Source organism: Bradyrhizobium sp. S3.3.6 (assembly GCF_040546905.1).
GTDB lineage: Bacteria > Pseudomonadota > Alphaproteobacteria > Rhizobiales > Xanthobacteraceae > Bradyrhizobium > Bradyrhizobium cytisi.
In genome coordinates this window covers 401,800-420,357 of sequence record NZ_JBEPOT010000001.1, presented here as the reverse complement: position 1 = coordinate 420,357, position 18,558 = coordinate 401,800, and the positions used below count along the sequence as shown (strand labels likewise).

17 protein-coding genes and 1 pseudogene are annotated in these 18,558 nt (G+C 63.0%); 12 read left to right on the top strand and 6 right to left on the bottom strand.

Translation table 11 applies throughout. The features are described 5' to 3' along the window. Nucleotides 1-262 precede the first annotated feature (262 nt). Nucleotides 263-1,568: pseudogene (locus ABID59_RS01985) on the top strand (tyrosine-type recombinase/integrase). On the opposite strand, the gene ABID59_RS01980 reads toward ABID59_RS01985, so the two are convergent. The 3 genes from ABID59_RS01980 to ABID59_RS01970 all read right to left on the bottom strand — a co-directional run bounded on the left by ABID59_RS01980 (nt 1,513) and on the right by ABID59_RS01970 (nt 5,522). Further along, entirely contained in the window at nt 1,513-1,881 is a 369-nt protein-coding gene (locus ABID59_RS01980) for a hypothetical protein (protein WP_187435179.1), read from the bottom strand. The pseudogene ABID59_RS01985 and the gene ABID59_RS01980 overlap by 56 nt on opposite strands. Nucleotides 1,882-2,158: 277 nt before the next feature. Next, nucleotides 2,159-3,715, bottom strand: a complete 1,557-nt coding sequence (locus ABID59_RS01975; RefSeq protein ID WP_354082272.1) for an ISL3 family transposase — start codon at nt 3,713-3,715, stop codon at nt 2,159-2,161. Further along, nucleotides 3,663-5,522, bottom strand: a complete 1,860-nt coding sequence (locus ABID59_RS01970; protein ID WP_354082271.1) for a recombinase family protein — start codon at nt 5,520-5,522, stop codon at nt 3,663-3,665. Before ABID59_RS01970 ends, ABID59_RS01975 begins: the two co-directional genes overlap by 53 nt. A 561-nt stretch (nt 5,523-6,083) precedes the next feature. Here ABID59_RS01970 and ABID59_RS01965 point away from each other — a divergent pair. Together ABID59_RS01965 and ABID59_RS01960 are read left to right on the top strand one after the other, a co-directional pair. Next, nucleotides 6,084-6,470, top strand: coding sequence for a YbgC/FadM family acyl-CoA thioesterase (locus tag ABID59_RS01965; RefSeq protein WP_148754058.1), 387 nt, complete (start codon nt 6,084-6,086; stop codon nt 6,468-6,470). 78 nt (nt 6,471-6,548) lie between these two features. Beyond that, complete coding sequence (locus ABID59_RS01960; RefSeq protein ID WP_354082270.1) at nt 6,549-7,016, top strand: nuclear transport factor 2 family protein; 468 nt, start codon at nt 6,549-6,551, stop codon at nt 7,014-7,016. 29 nt (nt 7,017-7,045) lie between these two features. On the opposite strand, the gene ABID59_RS01955 is transcribed toward ABID59_RS01960, so the two are convergent. Both ABID59_RS01955 and ABID59_RS01950 read right to left on the bottom strand, forming a co-directional pair. After that, nucleotides 7,046-7,750, bottom strand: a complete 705-nt coding sequence (locus ABID59_RS01955) for a type 1 glutamine amidotransferase (protein WP_354082269.1) — start codon at nt 7,748-7,750, stop codon at nt 7,046-7,048. 28 nt (nt 7,751-7,778) lie between these two features. Then, entirely contained in the window at nt 7,779-8,705 is a 927-nt protein-coding gene (locus ABID59_RS01950; RefSeq protein ID WP_354082268.1) for a LysR family transcriptional regulator, read from the bottom strand. A 151-nt stretch (nt 8,706-8,856) separates the two neighbouring features. On the opposite strand from ABID59_RS01950, the gene ABID59_RS01945 reads away from it, so the two are divergent. Genes ABID59_RS01945 through ABID59_RS01905 form a run of 9 tightly spaced genes read left to right on the top strand, consistent with a single transcriptional unit; the run spans nt 8,857 to nt 17,658 of the window. Continuing rightward, the gene (locus ABID59_RS01945) at nt 8,857-9,813 is read left to right on the top strand and encodes an N-carbamoyl-D-amino-acid hydrolase (RefSeq protein ID WP_148754054.1); all 957 of its coding nucleotides are present in this window, start codon (nt 8,857-8,859) and stop codon (nt 9,811-9,813) included. A 42-nt stretch (nt 9,814-9,855) separates the two neighbouring features. Next, complete coding sequence (locus ABID59_RS01940) at nt 9,856-10,683, top strand: ABC transporter substrate-binding protein (protein WP_354082267.1); 828 nt, start codon at nt 9,856-9,858, stop codon at nt 10,681-10,683. Next, nucleotides 10,680-11,537 (top strand): amino acid ABC transporter permease, encoded by an 858-nt coding sequence (locus ABID59_RS01935; RefSeq protein ID WP_354082266.1) that lies wholly within the window; start codon nt 10,680-10,682, stop codon nt 11,535-11,537. Before ABID59_RS01940 ends, ABID59_RS01935 begins: the two co-directional genes overlap by 4 nt. Then, complete coding sequence (locus ABID59_RS01930) at nt 11,534-12,298, top strand: amino acid ABC transporter ATP-binding protein (protein ID WP_148754051.1); 765 nt, start codon at nt 11,534-11,536, stop codon at nt 12,296-12,298. Before ABID59_RS01935 ends, ABID59_RS01930 begins: the two co-directional genes overlap by 4 nt. A gap of 16 nt (nt 12,299-12,314) precedes the next feature. Then, nucleotides 12,315-13,145, top strand: a complete 831-nt coding sequence (locus ABID59_RS01925) for an ABC transporter substrate-binding protein (RefSeq protein ID WP_354082265.1) — start codon at nt 12,315-12,317, stop codon at nt 13,143-13,145. After that, a complete protein-coding gene (locus ABID59_RS01920; protein ID WP_354032343.1) occupies nt 13,132-14,016 on the top strand; it encodes a polysaccharide deacetylase family protein in 885 nt (294 codons plus the stop codon). Before ABID59_RS01925 ends, ABID59_RS01920 begins: the two co-directional genes overlap by 14 nt. 8 nt (nt 14,017-14,024) lie before the next feature. Continuing rightward, complete coding sequence (locus tag ABID59_RS01915) at nt 14,025-14,681, top strand: aspartate/glutamate racemase family protein (protein ID WP_354082264.1); 657 nt, start codon at nt 14,025-14,027, stop codon at nt 14,679-14,681. Between the two features lie 23 nt (nt 14,682-14,704). Then, entirely contained in the window at nt 14,705-16,288 is a 1,584-nt protein-coding gene (locus tag ABID59_RS01910) for an ABC transporter substrate-binding protein (RefSeq protein WP_148754047.1), read from the top strand. Further along, nucleotides 16,285-17,658 (top strand): amidohydrolase family protein, encoded by a 1,374-nt coding sequence (locus tag ABID59_RS01905; protein ID WP_354082263.1) that lies wholly within the window; start codon nt 16,285-16,287, stop codon nt 17,656-17,658. The genes ABID59_RS01910 and ABID59_RS01905 overlap by 4 nt, the downstream gene beginning before the upstream one ends. Here the strand turns inward: ABID59_RS01905 and ABID59_RS01900 are convergent. Further along, the gene (locus tag ABID59_RS01900) at nt 17,655-18,554 is read right to left on the bottom strand and encodes a LysR substrate-binding domain-containing protein (RefSeq protein WP_354082262.1); all 900 of its coding nucleotides are present in this window, start codon (nt 18,552-18,554) and stop codon (nt 17,655-17,657) included. The genes ABID59_RS01905 and ABID59_RS01900 overlap by 4 nt on opposite strands. Nucleotides 18,555-18,558 lie beyond the last annotated feature (4 nt).

Sequence of the window (18,558 nt, the reverse complement as noted above, 5' to 3'; positions counted from 1 at the left end):
CGGCCATAACAGGCCACAGCTGACCAAACTACATTTTGTATGACCCCGCCATGCCCCCGTGCCATCTTCCCTTGGGGCACACAAATCGGGGAGGGTCTGTGCCCCCTCTGTTCTTCAGGGCCGACCTTCCACGCTAGTGTGCCCCGAGGCGGAAAAAGCGAAGGAAAGTCAATGATCACTTTCCCTTCGCTTCGATGGTCCCGGCGGCTGCGGGGCACACCGCGACAGGGAGCACAGGGACCATGCCGGAGCCGACCAACAGCTGACACTCACCGATGCCGTGATCCGCAACGCGACGTTGCCGCCGGGTAGTGCGCAGCATTATCTCCACGACGACAAGTTGCCCGGCCTCGCGATGCGCATGCGCGCGACCGGTGGCCGAACCTGGGTCTACCTTTTCACCAAGCCGGGGGTGAGGGGGACCCAGCGCAAGACCCTCGGCGCCTGGCCGAAATATAATGAGAAGGCAGCGCGCAAGGCCGCCACCATCGCCGCGGGCGAGGTCTTCAAGGGCGTGGATCCGAACGACGCCAAGCGCGAGGCGGCAACAGGCAGCCGGGAAGCAGCGCACCACGCTAACCACCCTCATTGTTGAAGATGGTCACTACCAGGTGTCTTTGACCGGACGCCAAGTCGTCAACTGGAAACCAGCTATGTCGGCGCTGCGGCGCGGGCTCAAGGAACACGCCGAGAGCGCCGTCGGAGACCTGACGCGGCGGCAGATCATGGCAGCCGTCGACAAGATTGCCAAAACCGGCAAGCGTGGGGCGGCCAAGGACCTGCGCAAGCACACCCACACCTTCCTCGAATGGTGCGTCGGCGAGGGTTATGTCGACCACAATGTGCTCGCTGGTTATCGCGAGCCGAAGGAAACCCGGGCGCAGCGGATCTTGCGTCGCACCAAGGGACGCGCGCTGAGCGATGACGAGATCATCAAGGTCTGGCAGGCATCCGGCAAGCTCGGCACTTTCGGGCTTCTGGCACGGATGTGCCTACTGGGCGGCCCGCGCCGCAGCGAGCCAACCATGATCGAGTGGTCGAAGCACGTCATGGACGACCGCATCACCTTCGATGCCACATGGACCAAGATGGGCCTGCACCACGACCTGCCGCGCACCCATCTCGTTGACGAGGTGCTCGCGGCCGCGAAACATTTCCAGCGGGCAACCTCGGACTATGTCTTCCCGTCACCAAAGACCGGCGGCCAGATGTCCGGGTTCACCAAGATGGTCAACCGCCTGGTCAAGGAAGCGAGCGTCGCCAAGTTCACCATGCATGACCTAAGGCGCAGCTTGCGCACCATCATGTCACGCTGTGGCTACGACAACGAAATCCAGCGGCTGTGTGTTGGGCAAAGGCCAAGCGGAATCGATCAGGTCTACAATCACGACGAACAGTGGATCATCCGCAAGATGGCGTTCGAAGCGGCTCACGACTACATTGCAGAGTTGGTCGGCGCGAAAAGGGTCGGCAAAATCGTGCGCCTGCAGCGGACGAATCCGCTTGACCCGATCAAGGCCGAGCTCCTCGGGCGTCTCCGTGAGCATTATGCGGCTGAGGGGTCTTAGTGGTTTTGTCGCATTTGGCCAGATAGTCACGCACTGCATCGACACGATAGAGTGGCCGGCCATCGACGTAGCGCCATTTCAGCGGGTGGTTCGGATTGCGCCGCCACTGCTCCAGCGCTCCGGGCGTGCGGCGGATAACCGCCGCCGCCTCTATTGCCGTCAAATTAGAGCTGCCCGGCAGCGTTTCAATATCGAACGTCGCCGGCGGCGGCATGCCACGGTTCTTACGACTGCGCTTCGTGGCAGGCGGCATTTTCCGACTATTTGGCGACCCTGATGCCTCGATCCGAGTCATTTCGTCCTTGCCGTGCATGCTTCCGCCCCGAACCATAATGGGCCTGAGGCGATAAGATCGTAGGCTGCTCCAGCAAGAAAGAAATCTAGAGCGCAGGTATGGCCACTGGGTAGCCGTGGCGTACAAATAGGACGAATCGCCCCTTTTGCCTAAAGCTTGATAAGCAACTGTGAATCGGCAAGGCACTCTCCGGTGCGCTTGGGACGCGGTCGGGACGGTCTATCGCTTTCGACGCTCGGCTGTCATTCGGCCTGCAATATTGGCTCTGACGCATATTCGATGATCGTGTTTGTTTTTATGGCGCGCCAATCAGCCTAGCCTGAAGGAGATCGAGATTAGCGCGCCCGTACATCTGCCGCTTGACCAGCTTGAGCTTGGTGATCTGAGCTTCCACTTGGCCATTGGACCATGGTTGCGTGATTGCCGCGTGCACCGCGTCCTTATCGTTGGCGATGCCATTCGCGAATGAGCCAATGAGGCTCCGCTTGGATTCATCTATCCAAGATTCGAGCTCGATCTCGGCCCTCTTTCGGACCATTGTGTGGAAGCGGCCAACGAGAGCGTGGGCGTCGGCCAGCATAGGAACGCTTTGTTCAATAGCGGCAACCGTGACGGTCTCGGCCTTGGTTAGGTGGTCGCGCTTCGTCGTCATCAACTGCGCTATCGTCCTGGCGGCGGGGACCTTCTGCAATTGTTGACGGCTGATAGTCTCGGCGCGTCGCCGTCGCGTGGCCCATTCCGCCACTACGCGCAGTGATCCCTTAAAGCCTTGCCCTCTCAAACGGCGCCAGAGTTCGGCACCGTTGCGACAGCCGCCTGACCACTGCGCGTCCAGGAACGGCAGGTGCCCATCCAGGGTGCTTTGACGGGTGCGGAAGATATCCGTACCGCCGCCGCGACTAATTTGGCGAACCAGATTGCGACTATGTCCTGTGCGGCGGACGATCTCCTTGAGCGGCACACCGTCGCTGACAAGAGCCGCGATTGCGGCATGGCTGTCCTGGCGCCGCAGATAGCCCTGATAGCGAAGCTTTTCCGCGCAGGTCAGCAGTTTAAGATCGATCGTCGTCGCCCCGATTGCGGTTCGGATTTTGCTCATGGAGCGGCGCACCGCATCAAGGAAGGCCGCGCTCGCGTTTTCCATCAGATGCCAGCGGTCGGCGACCTGGATGGCGTTCGGCAGCGCCTTGGCTGCTGCCTCGCCATATCCACCACCGCGATCTCGCGACACAATGTTGATGCCTGGGTGCTTCGACAGCCACGCCTGAACGGTCGCCGTTTCCCGGTCGGGCAGCAAGGCAACGATCCGCCGACGCTCCAAATCGCACACGATGGTCCCGTACCGACGATTTCTCCGGAACGCCCAGTCATCGATACCCACAACAAGCAATGGGTCCATCGGCATCGCCGTCCGCCGGCGGACCACCCGCAGCAAGGTATCGTTGCTGACAGGCAGCATGAGCCGCTTGGCGAAGCTTGCTGCCGGCCGGCCGCCGAGCGCCAACCCCAGGTGATGGACGATGTGTTCGAGCCGCGCCGTCCGACGCCGTCGAAGCGGAACGACGTCTTCTCCGAACCGCTCTGTGAAGATCCGACGGCGGCAATGCGGCACCTCACATGTGAAGCGCCGCGTGAGCAATCGGAGGCGCACCTTTCTGCCCGCTGATGGCAAATCGGCCACGTGCCGGATGTAACGGCTATGGACTCGGCGCGATGCTGTCGCGCACAAAGGGCATTGGGCCTCCGCAGCCTCTGACCGAACAGCCAGAATAATTGAATCCTCTGAATCACTTACGCCATCAAAGACCAAACCACTCGGTACTAGCGATGAAATTCGAAAGCCTGTCCGCATGGCGCCGATTCTCCGTTGAAGAACCACAGTCGCCGGCGAACTTCATCAGAAATGAGTCAGACCCCTTATTCCATGCCGAAACACACACAGGACGGGTGCGCTTGAGATCTGGAGGCTTCTGAAAGGAGCATGAGAGACTACGTCGTGGACTTCGGTATCTTCGTTCTATCAGCGCTGCTCGCGAGCGTTTTTGGTTTGGGATGCTTGGCTCTCGATCGCTTGGCTTGGGCGCCGGAGAAGAACAGTCTCTGCCAATTATTCGCTTGGTGATCGCCCGTGCCAAAGCGTCAGGGGTTTCGAAGCTAGCTATTCCACGGCGAATGCGGGCCCTCTCAGAAAACGACATGGTTCGTCTTACTTTCCCGTCGGTGGACAGTAGCACGTAATCGAGCACCGACCCGTTATGCTCAGACAACCTAGTAGCGGCAATCCAGCCATGAGGCAGGCGTGCATCACGCTTGATGGACCAGTACGGCGCGCGGTTTTGTCTTCCGCACCAGAGCGCCACTCGAATTGAGATGTTGATGGACCCATTCACGCGCAAGTAAGCCGTGCCGTCGCGAGAGGTAGTGCGGCCACCGGCCTTCCTGATAACCATGGCTATTTGCAAGCCGAGCTTGGCATTTTCCTCGGCCCACAGCGGGCGCGACTCAAGAAACTCATAACTTCGCTTCGGAGTGTAGCCGATCAGCCGATACACGTTCCTCAGGCTGCCAAAGTGTTTTTGGTAGGTCGACGTGCAGGGGAGGCCAATAGTGCCGTCTACGATGGCGCAGCTAATACGACCTTCCTTGAGGAGCGTTCCGCGCAGGCGCGAAAGCATCTCCTCGTCAGTGAGGTCGACACGTCGCTCCTCAATGATTTTGTTAACGTTCAGGAAGGCGTCACGTTCGATGATCGGCTCGATACATGCCTCGCTGGTAATCCAAACCTCAGGCGGATTATCAGTGTAGCTTTGCCGCAACTTACGGGATCGCCGGTTAAAGGTGAGGTTCCCAACATAATTCTCGTTTCTCAGGATCCTGTTAACTGTGGCGCGCGTCCATCGTGTCCCAGTGCTCGTCGGTACGTCCTTCCGGTTCAGCTCCGCAGCGATTACGACTTCGGACCTTACCTCCAAGAATCGCTGAAATACCCACCTCACTACGGCGACTTCCTCGGGAATGCCGGGCCGTACTCGGATGTGATCGCTGGTGAGATACTTCCGATCTCCCTTCTTCAGCGCACCTCGCGACTGCTGCCTCGCGTCGATAAGCTCGCGCAACAGGGCGTAACCAGGGCGTCCTCCGAGCTTGAATCCAAGCCGCGCGAGCCGGCACTGCCCAGCATGAACCTTAGCCGAAAGCTCACGACTGAATTCCGCCGCCATTACTCGCTTGATGTTTTTGATCATGCTGGAAAGCATGCTGCCATCATTGTCAAATTGCTCGGCACAATACGCAACTTTGATGCCTGCCCTCTTACAGACAAACTCGTAATGCGCGCTCTCATCGATATCCTGAAAGCGGCCCCACCGGCTTACGTCATAAACTAGGACGTGAGAAAAGTCGGCTTCTCCGGTTTGGACATTGTCAATAAGCTGCATGAGACCGGCCCTATTCTTGATCAGCAGACCGCTCTCACCTTCATCGCAATAGGTGCGAACGATTGTTAAATCATGGTCGTGGGCGTAAGCCGCAATCACCGCAGCTTGGTTTTGCATTGAGTATTGCTGCCGAACTGTCGACATACGGAGGTATTGTGCCGCTCGGATCCCAAGCTGCGATTTCAGTTGATGAGGGCGGTAGGCGGCGGGTATGTTGGCCATCGATTGAACTCCAATGCTATACGGGAGTGACAAATCAAGCCGTGTAGGAGCGACACCTCATGTCGGCTGACGAGACGTTCCGATAGCGACGTAAGGACAGGAGAGCAACTATTGGTACTAATTTGGACGGCTCGATCAGCGGCGGCGACCACCATGTGCAGGTCCGGTTATCGCATTTGGCCAGATCGTCGCGTACCGCAGTCGACAGGATACCGCGGACGATCGTCGACGCAACGCCATTCAGCGGGTGTTTCGGATCCCCCGCCACTGCTGCAGTGGGCCGGGCGCGCCGGATAACCGCGGCGGCCTCTAATGCCGTCAATTAGAGCTGCCCGGCAGCGTGGAGCGACGATTTCTTTGACTTTGAGGATGCCGTCGTGACCTGATCACGCCCCTCCGGCTAAACCCGGAGCGTGTGCGCGTGGAGTTTATCGCAGCCGAAAGAGCACAACGCATCCTGAAGGCGCTGCGGCTTGCTACGGAAGTGATGAATCTCTCCTAATTCACGCCTTAGCCGTCCAGCGACCCAATGAAAGTAACCCGCGAGGCTGCTGTTGCGACATCGTCAAATCAGTGTTTTCAGGCATCGTCTATCACGCCAATTATCTGCGCTACATGGAACGTGGGCGCACCAATCATCTGCGGCTGATGGGCGCTCAGCAGCAGGCGCTGTTCGAGCAGGCCGAGACGGAAGGCGCAGGCTTTGCCTTCGTCGTGCGCTCGATGCATCTGGATTTCCTCAAGCCGGCGCGGATGGACGACGTGCTCGATATCGTGACCTGGCCGGTTGCGGTGAAGGGCGCCTCCATCATGCTGGCGCAGGAGGTGCGGCGCGGTGAGGACGTGCTGGTCAAGGCCGAGGTGCGCGTCGCTTTCATCAGCGGCGGCAGGGCTCAACCGATCCCCAAGTCGATCCGCACGCTGATGAAGGCCGATCTGATTTCGTGATCGGTCGATAGGCGATGGCCTCTCGACTCCATCGCGTGCGCGGATAGATTGCGCCCCAAACCAACCGATGAGGCCATCATGTCGCGCCCGCCGCTTCCGCCTTTCACCCGAGAGACCGCTGCGCAGAAGGCGCGCATGGCCGAGGACGCCTGGAACTCGCGCGATCCGGTGCGCGTCTCGCTCGCCTATACCGAGGACAGCCGCTGGCGCAATCGCGCGGAAGTGTTTCAGGGCCGCGAAGCGATCGTCGCATTCCTCACCCGTAAATGGGAGAAGGAGCAGGAGTACCGCCTGATCAAGGATCTCTGGGCCTTCGACGAAAATCGCATCGCGGTGCGATTCCAGTACGAATGGCACGACGCGAGCGGCCAATGGTATCGCTCCTACGGCAACGAGCAGTGGGAGTTCGACGAGCACGGCCTGATGCGGCGGCGCGAGGCCTCGATCAACGACATCGCGATTGCGGAGAAGGATCGCCGCTTTCACTGGGCGGCGCCGGGACCGCGCCCGGCGGATGTGCCGGGGCTTGGAATGGATCCATTCTGAATTACTTCCGCAAGCGGGGTGAGGTGAAATCAGCGTCGCGCCAAAAACCGCGTAATCGCGCCGCCGAGCTTCGCGTTGTCCAGCGGTTGCGCCAGGGAATCCCTTGCCGTTGCCACGACATCCTCCGGCGCCTTGCCGTCGCGCAACTCGCAGCACACTTGCGCAAACTCCACGTCGAACTCCGGATGTGGCTGCACTGTCAGCGTTGCGCCGTTGGCGTAGAGCAGGCCGGCATGCGGCGTGAATTCTGAGGAGAGGATTGTCAGCGCATCGTTCGGTGGCTCGATCACCTGGTCTTGATGTGAGGCGGCGATGGCGACCGCTTCGCCGTCGACGACGCCGTTCTCCGGCAGCACCTGATAGACGTGCCGGCCGATGCCCCAGCCGTTCTCAGACTTGCGCACGGTGCCGCCGAGCGCCTGCGCGATCAGCTGGTGGCCGAAGCAGACGCCGACCATCGGCGTCTTGTTGGCGTAAGCCGTGCGCACGAAATCTTCCAGCGGCGCGATCCAGTCGAGCCCGTCATAGACGCCGGCGGCAGCACCGGTGATCAGCACGGCCTCGAGCTTGCTCGGATCGGGCAGCACATCGCCATTCGGGATGCTGACGACGTCGACCGTGGCTGTCGGATCCTCGGCGCGGACCATGCGCTCGAACATGTCCGGAAACGAGCCGTGCTGTTCGCGGTATTTTGGGGGAACCTGTCCGGTCTCGATGATGGTGATGCGTGCCATGTGCCCCTCAGGTCAAAGGTTGCGAAGCTCAGTCGCTTCCTGCCCCATGTTGCTGGTGTGGCGCCGTGCGGTCCAACAGCGCACTCTCCTTGCGGATCTCGCCGAGAAAGGCCTTGGCCAGACGCGACAGCGGCTCCGCCTCCGACCATAGCATGTAGGCGACGGCGCGGGTCGTCGGCGTGAACGGCCGGACGACCAGACCGTGGCCGGCGTTCTGGTGCGGCGAGAAGGGATCGACCACGGCGGCACCGACGCCGGCGGCTGCGAGCACGCAGGCCGTGTTGCAATAGCGCACCTCGACGGTCGGCTGGAACGGCGCGCCGGCGCGGGCGAAACTGTCGCGCACGGCTTCGCCAAGCCGGGTGCCGCGTTCGAGCCCGATGAAGGGCAGGCCGGACAGATCCGCGGCCGAGATCACCGGTCTGTCGGCGAGCGGATGCTGCGGCGGCAGTACGCAGACCATTTCGCCGGTGTGCACCACCTCATGCGCGATGCCGGGATGGTGCGTCAGCCCGAGCGCGAAGCCGAGCTCTGCGACGCGGCTGAGCACGCCCTCGATGATGCCCTCGTAGCGCCTGACGTCGAAGAACACGCGTGTCTCCGGGCGGCGGCGCAGGAAGGCTGATAGAGCGGAGGGAATGATGCTGTAGGCGAGCGGCGGCGTCGCCACGATCGCGAGATGTCCTGAGCGGTTCTCACGCAGGTCGCGCACGCGGTTCTCGAGCTTGGCGTGAAGCGCGAAGATCGCTTCGCTCTCCTTGTAGAGCGCCATCGCCTCCGCGGTCGGAAACAGCCGGTTGTTGACGCGCTCGAACAGCGCAAAGCCCGCCTGCGCTTCCATCGTCTTCAGCGCGTTGCTGACGGCGGGCTGCGACAGCGCCAGCTCATCGGCCGCCGCCACCGTGGTGCGATGGCGGATGACGGCACGCAGGATCTCGAGCTGGCGCAGGTTCATATCACTGCCGATTATACTCAGGGCCAAAACATCATAGCACGATGAATTGCTTTTGCAGCCCTCCTTGCGCCTAATGGTCGCGGATTTGCATGCTGGATCAAAGGGTTCATTCGCCCATTGAGGCAGCATTGCGCACAGATTGGAGGCAGTCTTGGTTCGTGTCCTTCGCGCCGCCGCCGCCCAGATGGGGCCGACGCAAAAAGCCGATACGCGTGAGCATACGCTATCGCGGATGCTTGCTATGCTGGAGGAAGCGGCGAACCGCGGCGCCAGCCTCGTGGTGTTTCCCGAGCTCGCCTTCACCACCTTTTTTCCGCGCTGGCTGCTCGAAGGTGAAGCGCTCGACAAGTTTTTCGAGCACGGCATGCCGAACCCGGCCGTGGCAAAGCTGTTCGATCGCGCGCGGGCGCTGCGTGTCGGCTTTTATGTCGGCTATGCCGAGCAGACCGCCGAAGGCCGCCGCTACAATTGCGCCATCCTGGTCGATCGCGACGGCGAGATCCTCGGCCGCTATCGCAAGGTGCATCTGCCGGGCTCGGTCGAGCCGCGGCCGGGCGCGCGCTATCAGCAGCTTGAGAAGCGCTATTTCGAATATGGCGATCTCGGCTTTCCCGCGTTCCGCGCCGGTTCGGCCTGGGCGCATGCCATCATGGGCATGATGATCTGCAACGATCGCCGCTGGCCCGAGTCCTGGCGCGTGCTCGGCCTGCAGGGCGTCGAGCTCGTTTGCATCGGCTACAATTCGGCGGCCTACGATCCCAACGGCGGCAGCACAGAAGATGCATCCTTGCGCACCTTCCATTCGACGCTGGTGACGCAGGCCAATGCCTACATGAACGCGACCTGGGCGATTTCGGTAGCCAAGGCCGGCGAAGAGGACGGCTCGGGGCTGATCGGCGGTTCCTGCATCGTCGATCCCAACGGCCGCATCGTCGCGCAGGCTGCGACCTTGACCGACGAGGTGATCGTCGCCGATATCGATCTCGACCTCTGCCGCCAGGGCAAGGACAAGATGTTCAATTTCGACGCCCACCGGCGGCCCGAGCAATACAGGGTGATCACCGAGCGCGCCGGCGTCATCGAGCCGGCCGTTCTCGACGCGGACTGACGATTGGCACGGCGTTGGCAAGACACTGGCAAAGGAGCTGACATGATACGCCTCTCGCTTTCTCTCGGTCTTGCCGCGCTGGCGGCCATTGCCACAGCGCAAGCCGCCGAGCTTCCTGCCGAGATCAAGCAAGCGGGCGCTCTGAAACTCACGGTCAATTCGACCTACGCGCCAATGGAATATCGCGATCCCGCCAGCAATGAGCTGGTGGGACTCGACATCGATCTCGCCAACGAGCTCGCCAAGCGGCTCGGCGGCCTCAAGATCGTCTGGAGCGAGACGCCATTCGCCGAGCTGATTCTCTCGCTCCAGACCAAGCGCGCCGATTTCATCATTAGCGGCATTCAGGATCGCAGCTCACGGCGCGAGACGGCGGACTTCGTCGACTATCTCACCACCGGCCCGCAATTCTTCGTGCTCACGGAGAGCGACGCCAAGGGCGCCACCGATCTTTGCGGCAAGAAGGTCGGCACGACGCGCAGCACGGCGTTTCCACTCGAGATCGATAAGTGGAGCAAGCAGAATTGCGAGCCGGCTGGCAAGCCTGCCATCCAGTATGTTCCCGGTGAGAACTCGATCGACGTCCGCAACCAGCTCAAGCAAGGCCGCATCGATGCCGCAGTCCAGGGCAGTGAGACCTTGCCCTATGCGCAAGCTCAGGAAGCCGGCAAATACCGCATCGTTGGCGGGCAGTTGTCCACGGGATATCAAGGCATCATGTTCCGCAAGGACGATTCCGTACTCCGTGACGTCGTGACGGAAAAGCTCACGGCCATGATCGCCGACGGCTCCTACAAGGCGGTTCTCGACAAATGGGGCCTGGGCGCGAATGCAGTGACCCAGCCCATGCTGAACGCGGCGCCGCAATGAGGCCGGCGCCGGCACTCGCGGAAGGTTTTCCCGATCTGTCGGGGATGCGGATCGCGCGCGAGCCGCACTGGTTTCGCTGGCTCAGCGCAGCACTGATCGTCCTGATGCTGGCGGCAATCGCGCGCGCCTTCGCCAATGGGCAGATCGAATGGTCCTATGTCAGTCGCTTCATCACCGCAAAGGTGATCCTCGAAGGCATCGTCAACACCATGGTGATGGCGGTGCTGGCGATGGCGCTCGGCATCTTTCTCGGCGTTGTCGTCGCGATCATGCGGCTGTCGCCCAATCCAGTGCTGAAGACGGTGGCGGCTGGCTACACCTGGCTGTTCCGCGGCACGCCGCTGATCCTGCAATTGCTGCTCTGGTTCAACCTCGCGCTGGTGTTTCCGACCATCGGTATTCCCGGCCTCTGGAGTGCGCGCGCCGTCGATGTCATGACGCCGTTCCTCGCCGCACTGCTCGGGCTCGGCATCAACCAGGGCGCCTACACGTCCGAAGTGGTGCGCGCGGGCATGTTGTCGGTCGACATCGGGCAATATGAAGCGGCGCAGGCGATCGGCATGGGACGGCTGCGTGCGCTGCGCCGGATCATCCTGCCGCAGGCGATGCGCGTGGTGATCCCGCCGCTCGGCAACGAGTTCATCGGCATGGTGAAGGCGACCTCGCTTGCGAGCGTCATCCAATATCCGGAAGTGCTGCACAACGCCGAAAACATCTACTACGCGAACTCTCGCGTGATCGAGCTCCTGATCGTCGCCGGGCTCTGGTATCTGGTCGTTGTCTCGATCCTGACGCCGCTCCAGATGCTGCTCGAACGCCGTTTTGCACGCGGCACATTGCGATTTGCGCGATGACAAAGCCCCTCGTCGCGATCCGCTCTGTAGCCAAGAGTTTTGGAGAGTTCCAGGCTCTCAAAAACGTCTCGCTCGACGTCTGGCCCGGCGAGGTGATGTGTCTGATCGGCGCCTCCGGCTCGGGCAAGACCACGCTGCTCCGCTGCATCAACCAGCTCGCCGCCATCGATAGCGGCGGCATCTGGCTCGACGGCGAGCTCTTGGGCGTGCGCGAGCAAAACGGGCGGCTCCATCGCCTCAGCGAGCGCGAGATCGGGCGGCAGCGTCTGAAGACTGGTATGGTGTTCCAGCGCTTCAACCTGTTTCCGCACAAGACCGCGCTGGAAAACATCATCGAAGGTCCGCTCCAGGTGCAGGGCCGCAAAGCCGACGAGGTGCGTGCCGAGGCGCTCGAGCTGCTCCGGCGCGTCGGGCTGTTGGCGAAGGCCAATTCGTATCCCGCGCAGCTCTCCGGTGGCCAGCAGCAGCGTGTGGCGATTGCGCGGTCACTTGCGATGAAACCGATGCTGATGCTGTTCGACGAGCCGACCAGCGCACTCGACCCGGAGCTCGTCGGCGAGGTGCTCGCGGTGATGAAGGAGCTGGCGAAGAGCGGCATGACCATGCTGGTGGTGACGCACGAGCTCGGCTTCGCCCGCGAGGTCGCCGACCGCGTCGTCTACATGGACCAGGGCGCGATTGTCGAGCAGGGCCGCGCCTCGGACGTGCTGGGCGCGCCGCGCGAGGAGCGGACCAAGGCATTTCTTTCGGCAGTGATCTGAAATGGGGGGCGTGTTGATGAAGAGAGTTTTGGTTGCGGCGGCGCTTTTCGGTGCCATGACCGTTTCGGCTCTAAGTGTTCAGGCTTGGGCGATCGAGTTGCCGCCGGAGATCGCCAAGCGCGGCAGCATCAAGATCGCGCTGGTGCCGAATTATCCGCCGATGGAGTTCCGCGATCCCGCCACCAACACGCTGTCGGGCTTCGACATCGATCTCGGCGAGGCGATCGGCCGCAAGCTCGGCGTCAAGATCGAATGGACTGAAACCAGCTTTGCCGAGTTCATGCCCTCGATTTCGACGGGCCGGGTGGATGCCATCCTGTCCGGCTTCACCGACTATGCGAGCCGACACGACATTGCCTCCTTCGTCGATTATTTGCGCAGCGGTCCAAAATTCTTCGTGCAGCAATCCCGTGTGTCCGAGTTCAAGGACATGGCTGCGCTGTGCGGCAAGAAGGTCGGCGCCAGCCGCCGGACCATGTTTCCGGCCGAGATCGATAAGTGGAGCCAGAAGAATTGCGGCAGCAATCCGATCCAGTTCGTCGGCACCGACGGCTCGGCAGATGCGCGCACGCAGCTCAGGCAGGGCCGCATCGACGCTGCCGTTCAAGGCAACGAGACGCTGCCCTATCTGATGGATATCGAGCCGGGCACCTATGCGCCGGTCGGCGATCCGTTCGCAACGCAGTTCACGGGCATTGCGCTGCCGGTCAAGGAAAAGGCGTTACAGCAGGCAATGATCGAGGCTGTCGATGCGCTGATCGTCGACGGCACCTACAAAACCCTGCTTGCGAAGTGGAAACTGACAGACAACGCACTCGAAAAGGCAACCATCAATGCTGGACAGTAAGGCCCTCCAGAGCATCCCGCTCACCCCAGCCAACACCGCAGATCCCGCGCCGGAATACCCTTGGCCCAAGCGGTACAAGTCGGCGATGTTCCTGTCCTTCGACGTCGACGCGGAGAGCGCGTGGACCAGCAAGGACGCGGTGCACGCGCAGCGGCTCATTACCATGAGCTATGGCGGTTACGAGGCGCGCGTCGGCACACCGAAGCTGCTGGAGCTGCTCGACCAGCTCGATCTCAAGGCGACGTTCTTCGTCACGGGATGGTCGGTCGATGCGCATCCGGCGATGGCGGAGTCGATTCTCAAGGCCGGCCACGAGATCGGCCATCACGGCTATCACCATTTGCTGCCCGATCCCGGCGATCCCTGGATCGAGGAGGAGCTTGAGCGCGGTTTCGAAGCGCTGAAGCGCAGGCTCGGCGTCAGGCCGACCGGCTATCGGGCTCCTTACGGTGAGTTCACCGAGGAGCTGCGCGTCGCGCTGGTTCGTCACGGCATCGTCTACACGTCCTCGTTCCGCGACGACGTGCGGCCCTATCGCCATCGTCTCGCTGACGGTAAGCCCGGCACGATCGAGCTGCCGGTGACGGCGAGCTATGACGACTGGATGCACGGTCTCTCGGCGCGCTTCAGCCCGCGCTCGATCTTCCCGAGGGAGCACGTGCTCTCGATCTGGAAGGACGAGCTCGACGAAACCCGCGACTGGGGCGCGATGGTCACGACCGTGCTGCATCCGCAGTGCAGCGGCCGTCCGATGCGGCTGCGCCTGCTGCGCGAGTTCCTGACCTACGCAAAGTCGTGCCCGGATGTCTGGATCACCACCGGCGAGAAGATCGCTGAAAACTTCCTGCGCCACGAGGCCGCCAACCGTTGAGCCATGCCATGACCCGTCGCCGCATCCTCGTCATCAACCCCAACTCCTCGGCGTCGGTGACCGCGGCGATCGACGACGCGGTGGCACCGCTGCGGATCATCGGCGGGCCTGACATCGAGGTGGTCGGCCTCGCTGAGGGGCCGCCCGGGATCAGCTCGCAGCGCGATGCCGACAGTGTGGTGATGCCGCTGGTCAATCGCGTGGCGCGTGACGATGCGGATGCCTTCGTGCTCGCGTGCTTCAGCGATCCCGGGCTGCATGCGGTGCGCGAGGCGGCCGACGGTCGGCCGGTGCTGGGCATCGCCGAATGCGGCATCTTTCGCGCGCTGATGCTGGGCGAACGTTTCGGAATCATCGCGCTGTCGCCGTCGAGCATCCGCCGCCAGCAACGCATGGCGCGGGTGATGGGCGTCGATAGCCGCTATGCCGGAAGCTGGTCGGTCGGCGCAAGCGCGGCGGAGACGGCAGGCGCCGACATCCGCGGGCGGTTGATCGAAGCCGGCCGCGCGCTAGTTACGCAATGTCGCGCCGACGTCGTGGTGATGGGCTGTGCCGGTATGGCGTCTCACCGCGCAGCGATCGCGGAGGCGATCGGCGTGCCCGTGATCGAACCTGCGCAGCAGGCGGTCGCGGCTGCGATCGGCGCGGTCTTGTTGAATACGTAAGATACCCTCAGGAACTTCTTGTAATGCCCATCTCCCGCCGCTCGCTCCTCAAGGCTGCCGCAACAGTGCCGACACTCTCTATGCCGGGCATCGTGCGAGCCGAATCCCAGCGCACGCTGCGCTTCATCCCCGTCATCGATCTCGCCTTCGTCGATCCCATTTATTCGACCGCGCAGGTGTCGCGGAACCACGGCTTCATGGTCTACGACACGCTCTATGGCATGAGCTCCTCGCTCCAGCTCTCGCCGCAGATGCTGTCGGGGCAGGCCATCTCCGGCGACGGACTGCAATGGGACCTCAGCTTGCGCGACGGCTTGTTCTGGCACGACGGTGAGCATGTGCTGGCGCGCGATTGCGTCGCCAGCATCCGCCGCTGGGCCGCGCGCGACGGCTTTGGCGGCGAGCTGATGGAGGCGACCGACGAGTTGTCAGCCGCCGACGACCGTACCATCCGCTTCCGTCTCAAGCGCCCGTTCCCGCTGTTGCCGCAGGCGCTCGGCAAGGCCGCGATCAATCCCTGCTTCATGATGCCGGAGCGGCTGGCGAGCCAGGACCCGTTCAAGCCACTGACCGAAGTCATCGGCAGCGGTCCGTTCCGCTATCTCGCCGATGAGCGCGTGCAGGGCGCCCGCAACGCCTATGCCAAATTCGACCGCTACCAGCCCCGCACCGACGGCAAGCCGGACTGGACCGCGGGGCCGAAGATCGTGCACTACGACCGCGTCGTCTGGACCACCACGCCCGATGCCGGCACCGGCGTTGCCGCGCTCCAGACCGGCGAGCAGGACTGGCAGGAGACCACGCCGCACGATCTGTTGCCGATCATCAAGGCCGCCGGCGACATCGAGACGCGTATCCTCGATCCACGCGGTTATGCCTGCATGCTTCGGCTCAACCACCTGCAGCCGCCGTTCGACAATCCCGCCATCCGCCGCGCGCTTTTGGGCGCAATCGACCAGTCCGCTTTCATGACCGCGGTCGCTGGCACCGATCCGGCCTTCCAGGTCTCGCCGATCGGCTTCTTCGCGCCCGGCACGCCGATGGCGAGCGATGTCGGCCTCGGCGTGTTCCGCGGTCCGCGCGACTACGACAAGGTCAAGGCCGATCTGAAAGCCGCCGGCTACAATGGCGAGAAGATCGTGGTGCTCGTCCCCACCAATTCGCTGGCGCAGAAGCCGCTCGGCGAGATCGCAGTCGATAGCCTGCGCAAGGCCGGCATGAACGTCGAATATGCCGGGCTCGATTTCGCTGTGGTGTTGCAGCGCCAGCTCAAGAAAGACCCGATTCCGCAGGGCGGTTGGAGCGCCGCGGTCGGCAATTGGCAGGGCATCGACTGGCTCAACCCGGCCGGCAACACCAACATTCGCGGCGAAGGCAAGGTCGCCGGCTGGTATGCGAGCGAGAAGATGGGGCCCTTGCGCAGCCAATGGCTGGCGGCGTCCGAGCTCGCGGAGCAACAGCGCATCTGCCGCGAGATCCAGGCAGTCGCCTTCGAGGAAATCCCCTATATTCCGATCGGCCTGTACAAGCAGCCGACCGCCTATCGCAAGGACATCACCGGCATTCTCGACGGCACCGCCGTCTTCTGGAACGTACGCCCCGCATGAGCAGCACAGCAATCTTCGGCAGCTATGTGCTGTCACGCAAAGACGGCGCGCAGGATGTGCTGCGCGATCATTGGGTCCTGGTCGAGGGCAAGAAGATCGCCGCGGTCACGCGCGACAGGCCGAGCGCCGACGAGGTCTACGATCGTCCCGGCCGCTTCGTCCTGCCGGGCCTGCTCAATCTGCACAATCACTGCTTCTCCGAGGCTGTGGCGCGCAGCCACAGCGAGGATGGTAACGGCCGCCGCAACAACCAGAGCATCGTCTACACGGTGCTGCTGCCGCTGACCAAGCGCGGCGCCGATATCTTGTCGGCGGAAGAGCGGCTTGCGGTGGCGCGGCTCGGCATTCTCCAGCTCCTCAAGGGCGGCGCCACCACGGTGATGGAGCCGTTCCGCAACTCGATCCCCGAGATGTTCGACGCCGCGGAGGAAATGGGCATCCGCTTCTACGGCGCGCCGTATCTGTTCTCGACGTCGGACGCCAAGGCCGGCCCCGATGGTGTGGTCCAATATTCCGGCGACGACGGCACCGCCGACATGGCGACGTGGGATGCGCTCTATCAGCGCTGGAACAATCGCGGCGACGGCCGCATCAATCTTGCGATGAGCCCGCATGCCACCGACACCTGCGGCCCCGATCTCTTGAAGGCCTGCGCCACGCGGGCGCGCGAGCTCGGCGTGCCCATCACGACTCACATGGCGCAGAGCCGCGCCGAGGTCGAGACCATCGGCAAGCGCTATGGCGGCCGTACGCCGGCGCAATATCTGGACTGGCTCGGCCTGCTGGCGCCCGATCTGATGGCGGCGCATTGCATGTTCAGCAGTGACGACGACCTCAAGCTGATGGCCGCGCGCGGCATGACCGTGCTCAACTGCCCGCGCGTTTTCGCGCGCGCCGGCGTGACTGCCGCCTTCAGCCGGTTTGCCGAGCATGGCGTCCGCACCGTGGTCGGCACCGACGGCTACAACATGGACCTGCTCGGCGAACTCAATGCGGCATCGCTGATCTCCAAGATCACGTCGCAGCGTGCCGATGTCGCCAATTCGCCCGAGTTGATCGAGGCCAACACGGCGGTCGCGGCCGACGTCATCAAGCGGCCGGACCTCGGCCGCATCGAGCCGGGCGCCACCGCCGACCTCACCGTGGTCGATCTCACCCATCCGCATCTTCAGCCGCTGTTCGACCCGCGCCGCGCGCTGATCGCACTCGCCAACCGCGCCAATATCGATCAAGTCATGGTCGATGGCCGCGTGCTGGTCGATGCGGGATGCTATCTCGGCGCCGACGAGGCGGCGATCACGGCGGCAGGAACAGCTGCGATCGGCAAGATCTGGGACCTGCCGGAGGCGCAGGCCGCGTTCAACGGCTAGCTATCAAACGCAGCAAGCGACTTGCGCATGGTCTCGACGAGATCGAGCGCCACCGGCGAAGGGCTGCGCTGCGCGGGAAACACCGCGGAGAACTCGAAGTCGATGCGCGGCAGGAAGCGGCGCACGACGATGCCGCGGGTGGAAAATTCCTGCGCGGTAAAGGGATCGCAGATCGCAACGCCGAGCCCCGACGACACCATGCCGCACATGATCTCCGACAGCGCGGTCTCGACCCGAAGCACGCGGCGGACATCGTGGCGATGGAAGACCTGGTCGACGAGATGCCGGCTCGACGATCCCGCCGACAGCGAGATGAACGTCTCGCCTTCGAAATCGCGCGGCTCCAGGACGTCCTTTTCCGTGAGGCGATGCCCCGTCGGCAGCACCGCGACGCGCGCGGGCGCCGGCAACCTCAAGGTCGGCAGGCCGGAATGTGCGATCGGTACCTCGGCAAAGCCGACGTCGCACTGATTGTTCAGAACCCAGTCGACCACGATCGGCGAGATCACGCCGAAGAAGGCGAGGTTGAGATTCGGCCGCTCCCTCAGGAAGTGACCGGTGAGCCGCGGCAGATAGCCGTTCGACAGCGCCGGCAGTGCTGCGATCCGCAGCGAGCCGGTGCGGCGGCCGCGAATTTCTTCCGCCGCGGCGGTGATGCGCTCGAGGCCGACGAAGGAGCGCTCCACTTCGGTATAGAGCGCCATCGCTGCCGCTGTCGGCACGAGGCCAGTGCCGCGCCGCTCGAACAGCTCCATTTTCAGCAGCGCCTGGAGGTCGCGCAGCAACCGGCTCACCGCCGGCTGCGTCACTGTCATCAGTGCCGCGGCCTCGGTGACGCTGCCGGTCAGCATCGTCGCGCGGAAGGCCTCCACCTGCCGCGAATTGATCCGCGCCATCCCA